Annotated in this window: 14 protein-coding genes and 1 pseudogene; 7 read left to right on the plus strand and 8 right to left on the minus strand. The window is 62.2% G+C overall.

Annotated features, from left to right (window positions below; all coding sequences use genetic code 11):
* The first annotated feature begins 151 nt into the window (after positions 1 to 151).
* Positions 152 to 2,383 (plus strand): TonB-dependent receptor, encoded by a 2,232-nt coding sequence (locus AC3RCJ_RS07265; protein ID WP_492960350.1) that lies wholly within the window; start codon positions 152 to 154, stop codon positions 2,381 to 2,383.
* Between the two features lie 78 nt (positions 2,384 to 2,461).
* Here the strand turns inward: AC3RCJ_RS07265 and gluQRS are convergent, their stop codons facing one another.
* The 6 genes and pseudogenes from gluQRS to AC3RCJ_RS07295 form a co-directional block, all read right to left on the minus strand.
* A complete protein-coding gene (gluQRS, locus tag AC3RCJ_RS07270; protein ID WP_492960352.1) occupies positions 2,462 to 3,382 on the minus strand; it encodes a tRNA glutamyl-Q(34) synthetase GluQRS in 921 nt (306 codons plus the stop codon).
* Between the two features lie 124 nt (positions 3,383 to 3,506).
* Complete coding sequence (locus tag AC3RCJ_RS07275; RefSeq protein ID WP_492960354.1) at positions 3,507 to 3,779, minus strand: hypothetical protein; 273 nt, start codon at positions 3,777 to 3,779, stop codon at positions 3,507 to 3,509.
* Positions 3,780 to 3,880: 101 nt separating this feature from the next.
* Entirely contained in the window at positions 3,881 to 4,132 is a 252-nt protein-coding gene (locus AC3RCJ_RS07280; protein WP_492960356.1) for a DUF4329 domain-containing protein, read from the minus strand.
* On the minus strand, positions 4,104 to 5,258 hold the full coding sequence (locus tag AC3RCJ_RS07285) for an RHS repeat-associated core domain-containing protein (RefSeq protein ID WP_492960357.1): 1,155 nt from the start codon (positions 5,256 to 5,258) through the stop codon (positions 4,104 to 4,106). Before AC3RCJ_RS07285 ends, AC3RCJ_RS07280 begins: the two co-directional genes overlap by 29 nt.
* Before the next feature lie 62 nt (positions 5,259 to 5,320).
* Positions 5,321 to 5,479, minus strand: a pseudogene (locus AC3RCJ_RS07290) (type VI secretion system baseplate subunit TssF); the annotation flags it as partial.
* 78 nt (positions 5,480 to 5,557) lie between these two features.
* The gene (locus tag AC3RCJ_RS07295; RefSeq protein WP_492960489.1) at positions 5,558 to 6,418 is read right to left on the minus strand and encodes an outer envelope protein; all 861 of its coding nucleotides are present in this window, start codon (positions 6,416 to 6,418) and stop codon (positions 5,558 to 5,560) included.
* Positions 6,419 to 6,818: 400 nt separating this feature from the next.
* Between AC3RCJ_RS07295 and AC3RCJ_RS07300 the strand changes: the two genes are divergently transcribed.
* From AC3RCJ_RS07300 to AC3RCJ_RS07325, 6 genes are all read left to right on the plus strand, one after another.
* Entirely contained in the window at positions 6,819 to 8,333 is a 1,515-nt protein-coding gene (locus AC3RCJ_RS07300) for an ABC transporter ATP-binding protein (protein ID WP_492960359.1), read from the plus strand.
* Positions 8,326 to 9,402: an ABC transporter permease gene (locus AC3RCJ_RS07305; RefSeq protein WP_492960361.1), complete on the plus strand. Its 1,077-nt coding sequence runs from the start codon at positions 8,326 to 8,328 to the stop codon at positions 9,400 to 9,402. The genes AC3RCJ_RS07300 and AC3RCJ_RS07305 overlap by 8 nt, the downstream gene beginning before the upstream one ends.
* Positions 9,395 to 10,324, plus strand: a complete 930-nt coding sequence (locus AC3RCJ_RS07310) for an ABC transporter permease (RefSeq protein ID WP_492960363.1) — start codon at positions 9,395 to 9,397, stop codon at positions 10,322 to 10,324. The genes AC3RCJ_RS07305 and AC3RCJ_RS07310 overlap by 8 nt, the downstream gene beginning before the upstream one ends.
* A 21-nt stretch (positions 10,325 to 10,345) precedes the next feature.
* Positions 10,346 to 11,422, plus strand: a complete 1,077-nt coding sequence (locus tag AC3RCJ_RS07315) for a BMP family ABC transporter substrate-binding protein (protein ID WP_492960365.1) — start codon at positions 10,346 to 10,348, stop codon at positions 11,420 to 11,422.
* Positions 11,423 to 11,542: 120 nt separating this feature from the next.
* Positions 11,543 to 12,379, plus strand: a complete 837-nt coding sequence (locus tag AC3RCJ_RS07320) for an HDOD domain-containing protein (RefSeq protein WP_492960367.1) — start codon at positions 11,543 to 11,545, stop codon at positions 12,377 to 12,379.
* Positions 12,380 to 12,516: 137 nt separating this feature from the next.
* Positions 12,517 to 14,148 carry a M28 family peptidase gene (locus tag AC3RCJ_RS07325; protein WP_492960369.1) on the plus strand — a complete coding sequence of 544 codons (1,632 nt, stop codon included), beginning with the start codon at positions 12,517 to 12,519 and terminating at the stop codon, positions 14,146 to 14,148.
* A gap of 159 nt (positions 14,149 to 14,307) precedes the next feature.
* Here AC3RCJ_RS07325 and AC3RCJ_RS07330 read toward each other — a convergent pair whose 3' ends face one another.
* Both AC3RCJ_RS07330 and AC3RCJ_RS07335 read right to left on the minus strand, forming a co-directional pair.
* Entirely contained in the window at positions 14,308 to 15,522 is a 1,215-nt protein-coding gene (locus tag AC3RCJ_RS07330) for an MFS transporter (RefSeq protein WP_492960371.1), read from the minus strand.
* 207 nt (positions 15,523 to 15,729) lie between these two features.
* Positions 15,730 to 16,728, minus strand: a complete 999-nt coding sequence (locus tag AC3RCJ_RS07335) for an LLM class flavin-dependent oxidoreductase (RefSeq protein WP_492960373.1) — start codon at positions 16,726 to 16,728, stop codon at positions 15,730 to 15,732.
* Positions 16,729 to 16,866 lie beyond the last annotated feature (138 nt).

Below are 16,866 nucleotides of genomic sequence, written 5' to 3' on the forward strand. Positions count from 1 at the left end.
GGGCAGAGCCAGGACGCCAAGAGCGGGGGAACATCCGCTCGCGCTGCCGCACCGTGATGGTGCAAACCATAGTCCAGCGCCGTATATAACCCGGAGACAGCTTGCAAGAAAGACAGATTTCGCAATTCTTTTTAAACTTCTGGGAAACCACATGATCAAGATGTCCAAGATGCACCAGCGTTTGTGCGCCAAAAGCGCCGCCATGCTGGCACTGTCCGCTGCCTTGCCTATCGGCTCGGCTTACGCTGATGAAGTCGCTGCTGATACGGCTCCCGCCGCCAGTCAGCTGGAAACCGTGACCGTCACGGCACAGCGCCGCAAGGAAAATATCCGCGACGTGCCCGTCTCCGTGTCGCTGCTGCGCGACGAGAAGCTCGACGTGCTGGTCTCCGGCGGACAAGACATCCGCGTGCTGGCCGGCAAGGTACCGAGCCTGAACGTGGAATCGTCGAATGGCCGCACCTTCCCCCGCTTCTACATCCGCGGCTATGGCAATACCGACTTCAACATCTTTGCATCGCAACCTGTTTCCCTGATTTACGACGACGTGGTGCAGGAAAACCCTATCCTCAAGGGCTATCCGATTTTCGACGTGGCTGGCGTGGAAGTCTTGCGCGGCCCGCAAGGCACCTTGTTCGGCCGCAACACGCCTGCCGGCGTGGTCAAGTTCGAATCCGTCAAGCCCAAGCTGGACAAGGTGGAAGGCTATTACAACGTCTCCACCGCCACGCACAACACCAGCAACTTCGACGGTGCCGTCAACGTGCCGCTGAGCAAGGAATGGGCGCTGCGCTTCTCGACCCTGCGCCAGCACCGCGACGATTACGTCGACAACACGTTTACGGGCCAGAAGAATGCGCTGGACGGCTACAACGAACACGCCGAACGCGTGCAACTGCTGTATGCGCCGAATACCACCTTCAACGCCCTTTTCAATGTGCACCAGCGCAATACGACGGGCAGCGCGCGCGTCTTTTACGCCAACCTGATCAAGCAGGGCACGAACGATATCGTCGATGGTTTCGACCCGAACAAGTCGTTCACGAACGCGCGCAATTTCCAGCGCCTGCGCACCAACGGCGCCAGCGCCCGCCTGAGCTGGGACCTGGACGGCGTCAAGCTGTACTCGATCACCGGCTTTGAACAGGTCGGCAATTACGTGTCGCATGGCGACATCGACGGCGGCACGCCGACGGGTCCGGGCGAGATTCCCTTCCAGGTTGAAACGGCTGACGGCATCAGCAGCGTGAAACAATACTCGCAAGAATTCCGTGTCGAGTCGAAAAATGCCGGCCCGCTGAACTGGCAGGCTGGCGTGTACTACTTCAACGAAAACGCCAACGGCTTCGCCGACAACTTCGATACCGACACGCACGTGCTGGCCACGCACCTGGCCAGCCGCCAGAAAAATAGTGCATGGGCCACCTTCGGTTCCGTGAACTACGCCGTCAACGACGATTTCATGCTGCGTGCCGGCTTGCGCTACACCAAGGACAAGAAGGATTTTGACACGGTATCGGTCTACAACATCGATCAAAAGAATCCGACCAGCGCCGATGTCAGCAAGTCCAAGGTCAACTGGGACTTGAGCGGCACCTACAAGTACAACAAGGACGTGAACTTCTACGCGCGTATCGCCACCGGTTTCCGCGCGCCAAGTATCGCTCCGGCCAGCGACAGGGTAGCCGTGACGGTGGCCGATGCGGAAACCATCACCTCGTACGAAGCCGGCGTCAAGGCCGACCTGTTCAACCGCCGCGCCCGCGTCGCCTTCAGCGTGTATGACTACCAGGTGAAAAACCAGCAATTGACGGTGGTGGGCGGCACGTCGAACGTGACGCGCCTGATCAACGCGGCCAAGACGAATGGCCGCGGCGCGGAACTGGAACTGGAAGGTTTCGTCACGCCGAGCCTGAAGATGTCCGTGGGCGGCAGCTACAACTTCACGGAAATCAAGGACCCGAGCCTGTCGATCGCTACGTGCGACAAAGCGCGCTGCACCGTGACCGATCCGATTAACGCCGCCGGCAACGCCATCATCAATGGCAACCCCCTGCCGCAAGCGCCGAAGTGGACCATCACGGCCACGGGCCGCTATTCGATCCCGATGGAAAACGGCGAATTCTTCGTCTTCACGGACTGGGCTTACCGCAGCAAGATCAACTTCTTCCTGTACGAGACAGCCGAGTTTACCGGCAAGCCGATGGTCGAAGGCGGCTTGCGCGTGGGTTATACCTGGGATGCCGGCAAGTATGAAGTGGCCGCGTTTGGCCGCAACATCACCGATACCCAGCGTATCACGGGCGCCATCGACTTCAACAACCGCACGGGCTTCATCAATGAGCCACGTCAATTTGGGGTGCAATTCAAGGGCAACTTCTAATTGCCTGATGCCTGGCGCCGGCCCTTGCGACTGGCGCCTGCTGCAACCCGCCGACGGCTCGCGCCGCGGCGGGTTTTTTTATGCGCGTTCGGGCAGGCGCGCCAGCCGCTGCGCCCAGGCGGGAATGGCTTGCCGCCAGAAGTCTTCCACGTTGTCGGCGCACACGTCGAGACCGAGGAAGCGGGCGGCCGGCAGCAGCGCCGACGCCAGCAGTTCGGCCGCATGGGTGCCCGTGTCGAAGGCGAGGGCGCCCGTCTGCTTCGACAGTTTCTCGCCGCTGGCATTGACGACGACGGGCACGTGCAAAAAGCCCGGATGGGGCAAGCCCAGCACGTCCTGCAGATACAGCTGGCGCGGCGTGGAATCGAGCAAATCCGCCCCGCGCACCACCTGCGTGATGCCCTGCGCGCCATCGTCGACCACCACGGCCAGCTGGTAGGCCCAAAAGCCGTCGCCACGCAGCACGATGAAGTCGCCCACGTCGCCGGCCAGGTCTTGCCGCTGCGGACCAGCCCAGCGGTCGCTAAAGCCGTACACGGCTTGCGGCCCCTGCGGTACGCGCAACCGCCAGGCCCGCGCCGCCTTGCCCGGCGCCAAGCCATGGCGGCAGGTGCCCGGATACACGGCGACGCCCCCCTTGGGCGCGCCCGCCTGCAGCACTGAATCCTGGATCTCCTTGCGCGAACAGCCGCACGCATACACGAGGCCATCGTCCTGCAACTGTTTCAGCGCCGCCTCGTACAGCGGCAGCCGCCGGCTCTGCCACGTCGCCTCGCCATCCCAGTGCATGCCGCAGCGCTGCAGGCTGGCCAGGATACCCAGATCGGCACCCTCGACATTGCGGTCATAGTCCAGATCCTCGATGCGCAGCAGCCAGGTGCCCTGATGTACCTTGGCATCGAGATAACTGGCCATGGCGGCAACGAGCGAGCCCATGTGCAGGGGGCCGGAGGGGGAGGGGGCAAAGCGGCCGATGTAGGGGGCGGTGGGGGAGGGCATGCGTGGATGTTTTATTTGGATATGATGTGCTGATTGTGTCGCTGAATGGCCTATCCTAAGGCAGTCAAAGCGAAGTATCGTTCAGCTTGAAAATCAAGTCAAACAGTTAAGAATTTTTCTGATGTCATCTATGATAATTTGACTTGATAATTTCTTTCGTTTTTTTTGAAATGGTGTAGGTGATGGATCTTCCCAATGATGTTTTTCCACCTAGTATTTTTTCGCCGGGCGCAAAATTTGGTGCGAATGTTATTTTAATATCTTCGCTGTTGTCCTGAATGTATATTTCAAAATCATAAATATTTTTTTGTTCTTTTTTGAATTCATTAAAAGCTATTAGTATTATTTCAAATTTTTTTCCGGAGATTTTTTCTTCTGAATTTTCTGTATTGGTCATATATTTTCTCGCATTTGTGTTGGGGGTGGAAAGATCTCTGGGAATACTTTTCTGGCTGATGAAAAATAGGCTGATCGAAAAAATACAAGATAGGATTTTTTTCATAATTCATAAGTGATTCCATTTTTTGAATTATATTCTTTAAATACTCCACTTGGAGTACCTACATATCCTCGATACTCTGTTTTTCCTTGGCCGCTTAATTTTGCCGCATTTTTATCATCAGGGGAAAAATCGTTGCTATTGAAGTAGTCATTTTCTTTTGTTGTTGGTGTTCCATCTCTTTTTGAATAATTTCCGTGTGTGTGCCAATATCCTGTTTCTTCACAGTTCTTGGCAATTTTTTTTGCCACTCCAAGGATCTACTCCATCAAGGTTGCCTCGCGTTGCTTTTGTGAAATCGTACTTCCCATTCTTTCCTTTGTAAATTAATCCGCCATATTCAAGGTTATCTCGAATTGATTTTGAGTTGTAGCGGATTAATGCTGCGCGAGCTGCACTGTCAGCACTTGAAAAACGCCCACCGAGGCAACATGTTCCACATTTTTTTTGTAGCCCAAGTGGATCAATCCACATTGTAGGATTTGGTGCATAGGAATATAAATTCATACCACCAGACAGCCCGGAAGGATCTTGATTTAGATATCTCGATGCGTCAGGATCATAGTAGCGATATCGGTTGTAAAACAGCCCCGTTTCCCCATCCTCATACTGCCCCTGAAACCGCAGCGGCTGCTCGATTTCCCCTTCCACATGCAGCAAACGCCCCCAGGCTTTGTAGCGCCCGCTCCAGACCACGTTTCCTAGCGCATCCGTCAGTTCGCGCGGCGTGCCCAAGTGGTCGCAGTGGTAGTGGGTGATACGGTCGTGTAGTGCCGCGTCATCGGCTACTGCTTGGGTACGCTGCCATGCCGACGCATGCCACACTTCGGTGTCCGCTTGTTCTTGCGCAATCGCTGCCTGCAGTTCGGCGTCGTCCCGGGTGGCGGGTAAATCCCATTGCGTCAGGCGCGGCAGATGTACCGCGCTTGCCTGGCGACAGGCTGGCGAAGCGATCCTGGCCAGCGGCACGAAGCTGTCCGGCTCGTACAGGTATGTGACTGTCTCTTCGTGTCCAAGTTCCTGCGCCAGCGTGTCGCCGTCCCAGACGAAGACGGTGGTGGTGGCGCTCGTGCGGGCGGGCTGGTCTTTGCTGATGTCTTGTTGCTTGCTCCAGCGTGCTTCTTCTACCCGCTTGGCGATGCGGCGGCTGAAGGCGTCATAAAAGTAGCTGGCGCGGTGGCGTGACTGGCGTTGCGTCCTGGTGGCCTGGTTGAGGCGGTTTTCGGCGTCGTATTGCAGCTCCAGCTCGCTCCAGGTCGACTCCCTGTCCGGCGGATGGAAGCGCTTGGCAGTGGCGTTGCCTTGCTCGTCGTAGGCGTAGTCGGTATCGTCGTGGTTGTGCAGGACGTTGCCGGGCGCGGGCGCCTTGTCGGGCAACTGGCCGCGCTGGTCGTGGCGGTAGCGCGTGACGTGGCCCAGGGCATTGGTGATGCTGACGGGGCGGCCCGCCGCATCAGCCGCTCGACGTGCGGGTCTTCGCAGGTGTCGCCGGCGATCAGCAGGCGGCCGGCCGCCTTGGGGAAGCGGCTGGAAAACTCGCGCGTGTACTGGCGGAACAGGCCCAGTTCGCGCTCGTAATACGGCAGTAATTGTTCCACGGTCGCGCTCTCCGCCAGCAGGAAAGCTTCATGCTGGCATCAGGCGCGCGCGTGGATGTTGATGTGTGACAATGATTCTTAGAAATGGTACTCGGCGCGTATCATCGGCGTCTTCGCCGTCTGGCCCACGTTGCCCGTGGTGGCGGCCGAGTTGCCGAACTTGTTCTTCCAGTACTGGTATTCCAGGCCCACGCGGAAGGTGTTCTTGGCGCTGCCCAGGGCCGCGCCCGCGTCGAACATCAGTTGCATGTCGATATTCGTTTCCACGGCCGTGTCGCGTCCCACTTCATCCTTGCCCTTGGCGTCGATCAGATTGAAATAGCCCTCGAACGAGAACAGCGGCGACAGCGGAATGCCCCAGGCGCCCGTCAGCATGGCATGCGTCTTGTACGTATAGCGGCCCGTCACTTGCGAGATGGGCGGGAAGGCGCCGCTGGGGGCATTGCTTTCGCGCAGCAACAGCAGGCTGGTATTGAAGAAGCCGGGCACGTCCCACATCAGGGTGGGGCCGGCCACCAGCATGCGCTTGCGCGAGTTGTAGCCGACATCGTTCTTGGTATTGACGTCAAAGCCCAGGGTCACGCCCACGCCGCGCACGGGGCCGAACTTGATGTCGCTGCCGCGCACCTTGCCGATGTCGATGGTGTTGCGGTACACCAGGTAGGCTTCCTGCGCGCCGGAAGTCTTGCCGAGTGCGCCAGGGTCCTTGCTGTCGGAAAGCAAAAAGTCCAGGTTGACGAAGTTGCTGCCGTATTTGTAGCCGCTGGCATGCGTGATGGCAAAGATGTTTTTCTTGATGTCATCGGGGTTGAACGGCTCGCGGTAGTCGTTGCCGGCGCGCCAGCTCAGCGCGGTATCGCTCCATTCGGCGGCCTGGGCGCTCGCTCCCAGGCCGAGGGTCGTGGCAAGGCACAGGCAAGGTAACAGACACGATATGATTTTTGGCACTTTCGGCTCCTGGTGACGGGTGTTGGAAAACGGATACAAAGGATGGCAGGGCGCGTAAAGCGCATGAAGCGCTGCGTTGCGACAGAATGCGCGCCGTTCAATCCATGATGCGAGAAGCGCCGTGCCGGACAATATGTGGTTTTTACATACTTACTATCATTTCCTGCATATAATCATCGCATCTTCCCGCCCTCCCGGGGCAAGGAGGGCGCCGCAAAGCGGCGAATTTTTTTCAAAATTGTATACAGGTGTTGTTTTTTTGCGGAAATAGAAACGGGCTGCCTAACGCCAGCCCCCAAGCATCCGCGGATGCCGATACGATAGCTATCGCGATGGCCTGGTGCCGCGCCGATCGATAGACGGACAACTTGTAGCGAGGCATATAAAAACAATGACGGCACGCCTGGAATTACACGACATCAGCAAGCGCTATCCGTCCGTGGTGGCCAATGACGGCATCCGCCTCACGGTCGAGCCTGGACAGATCCACGCCGTGCTCGGCGAAAACGGCGCCGGCAAGTCAACCTTGATGAAGATCATCTATGGCGCGGTGCAGCCCGATGGCGGCCGCATCGTGTGGAATGGCCGCGAGGTCGATATCGCCAATCCGGCGGCTGCGCGCGCGCTCGGCATCGCCATGGTGTTCCAGCATTTTTCCCTGTTCGACACCTTGACCGTGACGGAAAACATCGCCCTCGGTTTGCCCAGCGGCACCGACATGGCGGAACTGGCGCAGCGCATCGAAGACACGGCGCGCCAGTATGGCCTGGACCTCGAGCCGCAGCGCCACGTGCACACGCTTTCCGTGGGCGAATGCCAGCGCGTGGAAATCGTGCGCGCCTTGCTGGCCAAGCCGCAACTGCTGATCCTCGATGAACCGACGTCCGTGCTGACGCCGGGCGCCGTGGAAAAACTGTTTATGACCTTGCGCCAGCTGGCGGCCGAAGGCTGCAGCATCCTGTACATCAGCCACAAGCTCGACGAAATCCGCGCCCTGTGCCATACCTGCACGGTGGTACGCGCCGGCAAGAATGCGGGCGTGTGCGACCCGACCGAGGAATCGGCGGCCAGCCTGTCGCGCATGATGATAGGCGCCGAGCCGCCCGCCATTACGCGCGTGGCGCGCGCGCCCGGCGCCGCCATGCTGAGCGTGCGGCAGCTGGACTTGCCGAAGAGCCATCCGTTCGCCACGCAGTTGACGGATATCCATTTCGACGTGCGCGCGGGCGAGATCGTCGGCATCGCTGGCGTGTCCGGCAATGGCCAGCAGGAATTGCTGGCCGCCCTGTCGGGCGAGGACATGCGCGCCGCCGCCGCCAGCATCGTCCTCAACGGCACCGAGGCGGGACGCTTGCCGCCGGGACGCCGGCGCGCCCTGGGCTTCGGCTTCGTGCCGGAAGAACGGCTGGGACGGGGCGCCGTGCCCGATATGACGCTGGCCGACAATGTTTTACTCAGCTTGCAGACGCCGGCCACCATCCGCCACGGCTTCCTGCGCCACACGGTCATCGCACAGCGGGCGGCCGCCATCATCGCGCGCTTCCAGGTGAAGGCGGGCGGGCCGCAGGCGCTGGCGCGCAGCCTGTCGGGTGGCAACTTGCAGAAATACATAGTCGGGCGCGAAGTCTTGCGCGAACCCACGGTGCTGGTCGTGGCGCAGCCGACCTGGGGCGTGGACGTGGGCGCGGCCGCGCAAATCCGCGCCGAACTGCTGGCGCTGCGCGACGCGGGCTGCGCCTTGCTCCTTGTGTCGGAGGAACTCGATGAATTGTTTGAAATCAGCGACCGTTTGCTGGTGATGGCGAAAGGAAAGATATCGCCGTCCCTGGACGTGGGCGAGGCTAGCGTGGACCTCGTGGGGCAGTGGATGAGCGGGCTGTGGCCGCAGGAGCTTGCCCATGGCTAAGTTCGCCTTGCGCCTGGAAGCCCGGCCCACACCGTCGCGCCTGATGTCGTGGCTGTCGCCCGTGCTGGCCGTGCTGCTCACCGTGCTGTGCGGCGCGCTGCTGTTTGTTGCACTGGGCCATGACCCGCTGGCGGGACTGGCCGTCTTTTTTGTGGAACCCTTGCGCGACGCGCACGGCTGGTCCGAGCTGGGCCTCAAGGTGGCGCCGCTGCTCTTGATCGCCGTGGGCCTGGCCATCTGCTTTCGCGCCAACATCTACAACATCGGCGCGGAAGGGCAGCTGACCCTGGGCGCCATCTGCGGCGGCGCGGCGGCCCTGTACCTCGATGACGGAATCGGTGGCGCGGCCCTCATCGGCGTGTCCCTGCTGGCCGGCATGGCGGGCGGCATGGCCTGGGCGGGCCTGGTGGCGTGGCTGCGCGACCGCTACAACGCCAGCGAAATCCTCGTCTCGCTGATGCTGGTGTATATCGCGCAATTGCTGCTCAGCTATCTTGTGTACGGCGTGCTGCGCGACCCGGAAGGCTTCAACTTCCCTCAGTCGAAACTGCTGTCGGACGGCTTGCTGTTGCCGATGATTGTGACGGATACGCGCTTGCACGTGGGCATCGTGTTTGCCTTGCTGGCCTCGCTGGGCGGCTGGCTGTACCTGTCGCGCAGCATTGCCGGCTTCCGCCTGCGCGTGGGCGGCATGGCGCCGGCCGCCGCCCGGTACGCGGGCTTTTCCTCGCGCAAGACCTTATGGTCGTCGCTGCTGATCTGCGGCGCCCTGTCCGGCCTGGCGGGCGCCTGCGAAGTGCTGGGGCCGATGGGGCAGCTCACGCCCACCGTGTCGCCCGGCTACGGCTTTGCCGCCATCATCGTCGCCTTCGTCGGGCGCCTGCATCCGGTCGGCGTACTCTTTTCCAGCTTCGTCATGGCCCTGTTCTATATCGGTGGCGAACTGGCGCAATCGCGCCTGGGTCTGCCCAGCGCGATCACGGGCGTGTTCCAGGGCATCTTGCTGTTCGCCTTGCTCGCTTGCGACGTGTTGATCCAATACAAACTGCGCTGGAGGAAACATGGATAACCTGGCCCTGACGATAGCGCCCTTGATTGCCGCCAGCATCAACGCGGGCACGCCGCTGATGCTCGCCGCGCTCGGTTTGCTCGTCAATGAAAAGGCGGGCGTGGTGAACCTGGGCGCGGAAGGCATGATGCTGGTCTCGGCCATCACGGGCTTTGCCGTGGCCGTCAACACGGGCAGCCCCGCCCTGGGTTTCCTGGCGGGGGCGGGCGCCAGCATGGTGCTGTCCGGTTTCTTTGCCTGGCTGACCGTGTGGCTGGGCACGAACCAGTACGCGACGGGCCTGGCTTTGTCGCTGTTCGGCGCGGGCGCGTCCACCTACATCGGTTTGAAGTACGTGGGCAACAGCCTGCAGAACGGCCGCTTCGGCATCCCTTTCCTGGAAGATATTCCCGTGCTGGGGCCGGCCCTGTTCCGCCAGCATCCGATGGTGTATCTGTCGCTCCTGCTGTGCCTGGCCATCGCCTGGTTCTTGTACCGCACGCGGGCCGGACTCGTGCTGCGCGCCGTGGGCGAGTCGCCGGCGTCCGCACATGCGCTCGGCTATCCCGTGCGGCGCATCCGCCTGGCGGCCGTGCTGTTCGGCGGCGCCTGCTGCGGCCTGGCCGGCGCCTTTTTGTCGCTCGTGTACACGCCGCTGTGGGTGGAAGGCATGGTGGCGGGACGCGGCTGGATCGCGCTGGCGCTGACCACCTTTGCCACCTGGCGCCCGGCGCGCGTGGTGGGCGGCGCCTACCTGTTCGGCGGCATCACGATTCTGACCTTCCATGCGCAGGCGCTGGGCGTGCCCATCGCTTCGCAGCTGCTGTCGATGCTGCCGTATGTTGCGGCCATCGTCGTGCTGGTGCTCATTTCCAGCAATGCGAATTACATCAAGCTCAACATGCCCGCTTCGCTGGGGAAAAATTTCAATCCCGGAAATTAATCACTCACCACAAGGAAAACCATGTCCAAGAAATTATTGTGCGCCGCCGTCTGCAGTGCCATTTTGATGCCTGCCATGGCCGCCGCACCGGCCGCCGCCCCGCTGAACGTCGGTTTTGTTTACATCAGCCCCATCGGCGACGCGGGCTGGACCACCCAGCACGACCAGGCGCGCAAGGAAATGGAAAAGGCGCTGGGCAACAAGATCACCACCAAGTTTGTGGAAAACGTGCCGGAAAGCGCCGATGCGGAAAGGGTGATCCGCGACCTGGCGCAAACGGGCAGCAAGCTGGTCATCACGACTTCGTTCGGTTACATGAATCCCACCTTGAAAGTGGCGAAGCAATTTCCTAATGTGAAGTTCATCCACCTGACCGGCTACAAGACGGCCGCCAACGTGGCCAACACGAATGCGCGTTTCTACGAAGGCCGCTACCTGGCGGGCGTGTTGGCGGGCAAGATGAGCAAGACGCACGTGGCCGGTTATGTGGCGGCGTTTCCCATCCCGGAAGTGCTGCAGGGCGTGAATGCCTTCACGCGCGGCATGCGCAGCGTCGACCCGAAGGCGGAAGTGAAAGTGGTGTGGGTCAATAGCTGGTTCGATCCGGGCAAGGAGCGCGACGCGGCCATCACCCTGATCGGCCAGGGCGCGGACGTGGTCACCCACCATACGGACTCGACAGCCGTGGTGCAGGCGGCGGAAGAGAAGGGCAAGTATGCGATCGCCTACCACTCGGACATGAAAAAGTACGGGCCGAAGGCGCAGCTGGCCGCCGTCACCCACCATTGGGGCGAGTACTATACGAAGCAGGCGCAGGCCGTGCTGGACGGCACCTGGAAGTCCAGCAGCACCTGGGGCGGCATCAAGGATGGCATGGTCAAGCTGGAAGGCATCAATGCCGCCGTGCCTGCCGACGTGAAACAGTTTGTATTGGCACGCGAGAAAGACTTGGTGGCTGGCAAGCTCAATCCTTTCAGCGCCCCGATCAAGGATAACGACGGCAAGGTGCGCCTGGACAAAGGCGTGCTCGACGATGCGGCATTGACGAAGATGGATTATTTCGTGGAAGGCGTGGCTGGAAAAGTTTCCGGAAAGTAATGCGGCTGGATCTGGACTTGCTGTAATATTGCCGGAAACGGGAGCCGGGTCGGGAGCAGTGCGCGTTCCCGGCCCGTCCACACAGCAGAGCCTGCATAGGCCCGTACCGGAGATAGACTCATGGAAAGATTGGAAGTATTCAAGATTATCGCCTTGCAGGCCAGCAAGGGCGAGCTGACCTTCCCCGCCAACGTCAAGGCCACCTTGAAGTTGCAGGAAGCGCTGGACGACCCCGATTGCCATATCGAGGCCGCCGCCCGCATGGTCATGGCCGAGCCGCTGCTGTCGGCGCGGGTCGTGGCGCTGGCCAACTCGGCCGCCTACAACCGCTCCGGCAATGAGATCGCCAATGTGCGCGCTGCCGTTTCGCGCCTGGGCTTTGCCACCCTGAAGTCGCTGGTGGCGTCCGTCATCGTGCGCCAGCTGGGCAGCCAGATCACGGACCCGCAACTGCGCGCCAAGGCGGCCAGGCTGTGGGAACACACGGCCCATGTGGCCGCGCTGAGCCAGGTCATCGCCAGGAAAGTCACGCACGTGGATGTGGAAACGGCGATGTTTGCCGCCATCGTGCACGAAGTGGGCGGTTTCTATTTGCTGTCGCGCGCCGAGGAGTATCCGGGTTTGCTCGACGACAATACCGAAGACTGGATCGAATACGGCGAAAAACTGATCGGCCGCGGCGTGCTGCGCCAGCTGCAAGTGCCCGACATGGTCTTGCAGGCCGTGGAAGGCATGTGGCACGGCGGCAGCCCGTTCCCGCCCCGCACCCTGGGCGCGACCCTGGTGCTGGCCAACGACCTGTCGCCCGTCGGTTCGCCCCTGCATCCGCCGGAAAGCGCCGCGCGGCGCCAGGCGGCCGCGAAGATCGACTTCGGCATTGGCGGCAGCACCCTGCACACGATACTCGAGGAATCGGCCGAAGAGATCGAATCCCTGGCGGCCGCCCTGCTCGTGTAAATTACTCGTTAATGCAATCCCCGCCCTGGCCGCGGGGATTTTTTTCGTCCGCATTTTGATGCATTTTTCTCCATGGCATACAATCGCCGGCCCGGCTATCCGCCGGACTGAATGTCTCCTCTTACCCAAAGGATCTTATGCAGAAGCTGTTTTCTTCCCGCGCCTTGACGGCGCTCGCTTCCGGCCTGGCGCTGGCCTTTCCCGCTTATGCTGCGAATGACTTGCCCGTGGTGCAGGAAGCGCCCCTGCGCGCCCACCTGGCTTTCCTGTCCAACGACTTATTGGAAGGCCGGGGCACGGGCCAGCGCGGCGCCGACCTGACGGTGGCCTACCTGGAAACCCAGGCGCAGATGGCCGGACTGCAACCCGTGCGCGGCAACAGCTATCGCCAGCGCGTGCAGATCGCCGGCGTGAAATCCTTGCCGCAAGACAGCAGCCTGCAGGCGGTGGCCGGTGGCAAGCCGTTGCCGCTGGCGTTTGGCCCGGACTGGGTCTGGGCCACGGGCGACTCCGTTGCCACGCACACATTCGACGCGCCGCTGGTGTTCGTCGGCTACGGCATCACGGCGCCGGAAGAAGGCTGGAACGATTTCAAGGGCGCCGATGTCAAAAACAAGATCGTCGTCATGATGGTCAACGACCCGCAGCCGACCGCGCTTGATCCGAACCGCTTTGCCGGCAAGGCGCTGACCTATTACGGCCGCTGGACCTACAAATTCGAGGAAGCCAAGCGCCAGGGCGCGGCGGGCGTGCTGCTGATCCACACGAAACCGTCGGCCTCCTACGACTGGAGCGTCGTGCAGAACAGCTGGAGCGGCAGCGAACGTTTTCAATTGGCCGACCGCACGGCCGGCACGCCGCTGCAGGGCTGGATCGCGGAAGACGCGGCGCGCCGCCTGTTTGCTGCCGGCGGGCAAGACCTGGATGCCTTGCGCGCCAAGGCGGAAAGCAAGGATTTCCAGGCCGTCGCCCTGAACGCCAAGCTGTCGGGCGAGATGAAGTCCATCGTGCGCAAGGTGGAGCAATTCAATATCGCCGGCATGGTGCCGGGCACCGACCCGACATTGAAAGATGAAGCCGTCATCTACAGCGGCCACTGGGACCACCTGGGCAAGCAGGGTAATTCGGGCGACACCATCTACAACGGCGCCGTCGACAACGCCTCGGGCACGGCCGGCTTGCTGGCCATGGCGCAGGAAGCCGTGAAAAAGCCGGCGAAGCGCACGCAGATCTTCCTGTGGGTGGCGGCCGAAGAGCAGGGGCTATTGGGCAGCGCCGCCTACGCGGCCGACCCGCTGTGGCCCTTGAACAAGACAGCCGCCGCGCTGAACCTCGACAGCCTCAATTTCGTGGGCGCCACGCACGACATCGGCGCGCAGGGCAGCGAGCGCACGGAGCTGGGGGGCATGGCGGCGGCAACGGCCCAAGCCATGGGCATGCACATTGCTGCCGCGCGTCCCGACCTGGCCGGCGGTTATTTCCGCAGCGACCATTTCAGCTTTGCCAAGGCGGGCGTGCCCGCGTTTTCCATCAATGGCGGACGCGAGTACATCAAGGACGTGGCCGCATCGAAAGCCAAGGCGGCCGCCTACGGCCCACGCTACCATCAGGTGACCGACGAGTACGACGCCAGCTGGGATTTGTCGGGCATGACGCAGCAGGCGCAATTCACCCTGAACCTGGGGCAGGCCGTGGCCAACGCCGCGAAAATGCCGGCCTGGAAGGCGGGCGATGCGTTCGGCAAGGCGCGTGAGCAAGCCGCGAAATAAGACGTGGTCCGTGCATGTTTTGTCGGGTTACGCGCTGGCGCGCTAACCCGACCTACGCACTTGCTCCAAGCGAACAGGCGTAGGTCGGATTAGCGGGGCCGCCGAGGCGCGGCGAGGCCGCGCGTAATCCGACAACACGGTTGGCGCCGCAGCGCCGGATCAAGCCGACCGTTCCAGCTTGCGCTGCGCGTGGCGGTACTTGCTCCACACCAGCAACAGCAGCAGCGGCATGGCGCCGCCGACCATGCACAGGGCGGGCCAGCCGCCGGCGGCAAAGCTGGCGCTGGCCAGGGCCGAGCCAGCCGAGGCGCCGATGAAGCCGCCCGCGATGAAGACGGTGGTCACGCGCGCGCGCGCATGCGGCGCCAGCTTATAGATGATGGACTGGTGCGTCACCTGCAAGCCCATCACGCCCATGTCCAGCAGGACGATACCGATCAACAATAGCACGAGCGAATGGGCGCCAAAGCCGATCAGGGCCCAGCCCGCGATCGAGGCGACGGCCAGCAGCCACGTGGCCTGGCGCGCATAGCCGCGGTCGGCCATGCGGCCTGCCGTGTTGGCGGCCAAGGCGCCCGTGGCGCCCGCCAGGCCGAACAGGCCGATCTGCATTTCCGAATAGTGGTACGGCGCGCCGCTGAGCAAGAAGGTCAGGCCCGTCCAGAACACGCTGAAGGTACCCAGGCCCAGGCCCGAGAACAGGGCGCGCTGGCGCAGCAAGGGTTCCTGGCGGATGATCTCGGCCAAGGAGGCCATCAGCTTGCCGTATTGCAGCTTGCCACGCGGCGCCTCGTTCGGCAGGATGCGGCGCAGCATGACGAGCAGGGCGGCCACGACGATGGCGGCCAGCACGTAGACGCTGCGCCAGCCGCCGCTGATCTGCGACACGGTGCCGGAGACGGTACGCGCCAGCAAGATGCCCAATAATAAACCCGTCATGACGGTGCCCACCATGCGGCCCCGGCTGTGGTCGGGCGCATACGAGGCCACCATGGCCGTGACGACCATCAAGGCGCTGGCCGTGATCCCCATCAAGACGCTGGCGATGGCAAAGACGATAATATTCTGGCTGGTGGCGGCCAGCAGCAGGGCGCCGATCTTGGCGACCAGCATCCACGTCAGCAACTGGCGGCGGTTCAGCACGTCGCTGAGGGGCACCAGGAACACGATGCCCAGCACATAGCCGATCTGCGTGGCCGTCACCAGGTAGCCCGCCTGCGGCACGCTGACGCCAAACGAGGCGGCCAGCATGGACGTGAGCGGCTGCACGTAGTACAGGCTGGCGACGAGCACGCCGGCGGACAGGGCGAACAGCAGGATGCGGGTGGAACTGAGCAGGGCGCTGGCGTCGATGGAAGAAGGGGCGGATTTCATGCGATACAACTTTCTTGGAATGATGCTTTTGGATCAGCATGATAGCGGGGCTGCGTCGTTCTTGCCGGGCGCGGCCGATTTTGCGGCGTGGCGAGGGCAACACAGCAGGCAGCAGAGCCGGCAAAACGGCAGGCAAAAAAATCCCGGCGATCGTTGCCGACGGCCGGGAAAAGGGTATTTGGGGAAATACCGAGGAAGACAGTGAAGTTACTGCGCGCGCGCCAGTTCCGCATGCACCTGCGCCGTGATTTCATACGAGCGCAGCCGGTGCTGGTGCTCGAAGATCTGCGAGGTGATCATCAGTTCGTCGGCGCCCGTCTCGGCGATGAAGGCAGCCATCTTCGCCTTCACCGTGTCCGGCGCGCCGATGGCCGTGCACGACAGCACGGAGTCGAGCATGGCGCGCTCTTGCGGACCCAGTTGCTCCAGATAGCCGGGCACGGGCGGCTGCAGACGCGACGGGCGGCCCGTGCGCAGGTTGACGAACGCTTGCTGCATCGACGTGGCGCGCAGGTGCGCCTCGGCATCCGTATCGGCGGCGAACACATTAAAACCCAGCATCACGTACGGTTTTGCCAATTGTTTCGACGGCTTGAAGTGTTCGCGGTAATACGCCACGGCTTGCAGCATCATCTGCGGCGCGAAGTGCGAGGCAAACGCATACGGCAAGCCCAGGTGGGCGGCCAGCTGGGCGCCGAACAGGCTCGAGCCGAGTATCCACACGGGCACCTTCGCGCCCTTGCCGGGCACGGCCAGCACGCGCTGGCGCGGCTCGTCGGACATGTAGTCGATCAATTCCAGTACGTCCTGCGGAAACTGCTCGGCGTCGGACTGCAGCTCGCGGCGCAGCGCGCGCGCCGTCGTTTGGTCGGAGCCTGGCGCGCGGCCCAGGCCCAGGTCGATGCGGCCCGGGTGCAGCGCTTCCAGCGTACCGAACTGCTCCGCGATGACGAGCGGCGAGTGGTTCGGCAGCATGACGCCGCCCGCGCCCACGCGGATGGTCTTGGTGCCGGCCGCCACATGGGCGATCACGACGGCCGTGGCGGCGCTGGCGATGCCGGGCATGCCGTGGTGTTCGGCCAGCCAGTAGCGGTTATAGCCCCAGCGTTCGCCGTGCTGCGCCAGGTCCAGCGTGTTCTTGAACGACTGGCTGGCGTTGCTGCCTTCGGCGATGGGCGCCAGGTCGAGTATGGAAAATGGAATCATGGTAGCGATATCGGGACGTGGTGGAAAATCACAATGGACGATTTGTCTATCCCCTGACGCTGGCAGGGTCACCCATGACGGCGTGGCGGGGAAGACAGGCTGGACACATGATAATGCGAATCGGGAATTTGCGTACTG

The sequence above is a fragment of the Janthinobacterium sp. GW822-FHT07H11 genome (genome assembly GCF_058798615.1).

Excerpts from the sequence above, each read along its gene's own strand:
- AC3RCJ_RS07265 (WP_492960350.1), top strand. The coding sequence starts at position 152 with ATGATCAAGATGTCCAAGATGCACCAGCGTTTGTGCGCCAAAAGCGCC.
- gluQRS (WP_492960352.1), bottom strand. The coding sequence starts at position 3,382 with ATGCCCTCCCCCACCGCCCCCTACATCGGCCGCTTTGCCCCCTCCCCC.
- AC3RCJ_RS07275 (WP_492960354.1), bottom strand. The coding sequence starts at position 3,779 with ATGACCAATACAGAAAATTCAGAAGAAAAAATCTCCGGAAAAAAATTT.
- AC3RCJ_RS07300 (WP_492960359.1), top strand. The coding sequence starts at position 6,819 with ATGACGGCACGCCTGGAATTACACGACATCAGCAAGCGCTATCCGTCC.
- AC3RCJ_RS07305 (WP_492960361.1), top strand. The coding sequence starts at position 8,326 with ATGGCTAAGTTCGCCTTGCGCCTGGAAGCCCGGCCCACACCGTCGCGC.
- AC3RCJ_RS07310 (WP_492960363.1), top strand. The coding sequence starts at position 9,395 with ATGGATAACCTGGCCCTGACGATAGCGCCCTTGATTGCCGCCAGCATC.
- AC3RCJ_RS07315 (WP_492960365.1), top strand. The coding sequence starts at position 10,346 with ATGTCCAAGAAATTATTGTGCGCCGCCGTCTGCAGTGCCATTTTGATG.
- AC3RCJ_RS07320 (WP_492960367.1), top strand. The coding sequence starts at position 11,543 with ATGGAAAGATTGGAAGTATTCAAGATTATCGCCTTGCAGGCCAGCAAG.
- AC3RCJ_RS07325 (WP_492960369.1), top strand. The coding sequence starts at position 12,517 with ATGCAGAAGCTGTTTTCTTCCCGCGCCTTGACGGCGCTCGCTTCCGGC.
- AC3RCJ_RS07330 (WP_492960371.1), bottom strand. The coding sequence starts at position 15,522 with ATGAAATCCGCCCCTTCTTCCATCGACGCCAGCGCCCTGCTCAGTTCC.
- AC3RCJ_RS07335 (WP_492960373.1), bottom strand. The coding sequence starts at position 16,728 with ATGATTCCATTTTCCATACTCGACCTGGCGCCCATCGCCGAAGGCAGC.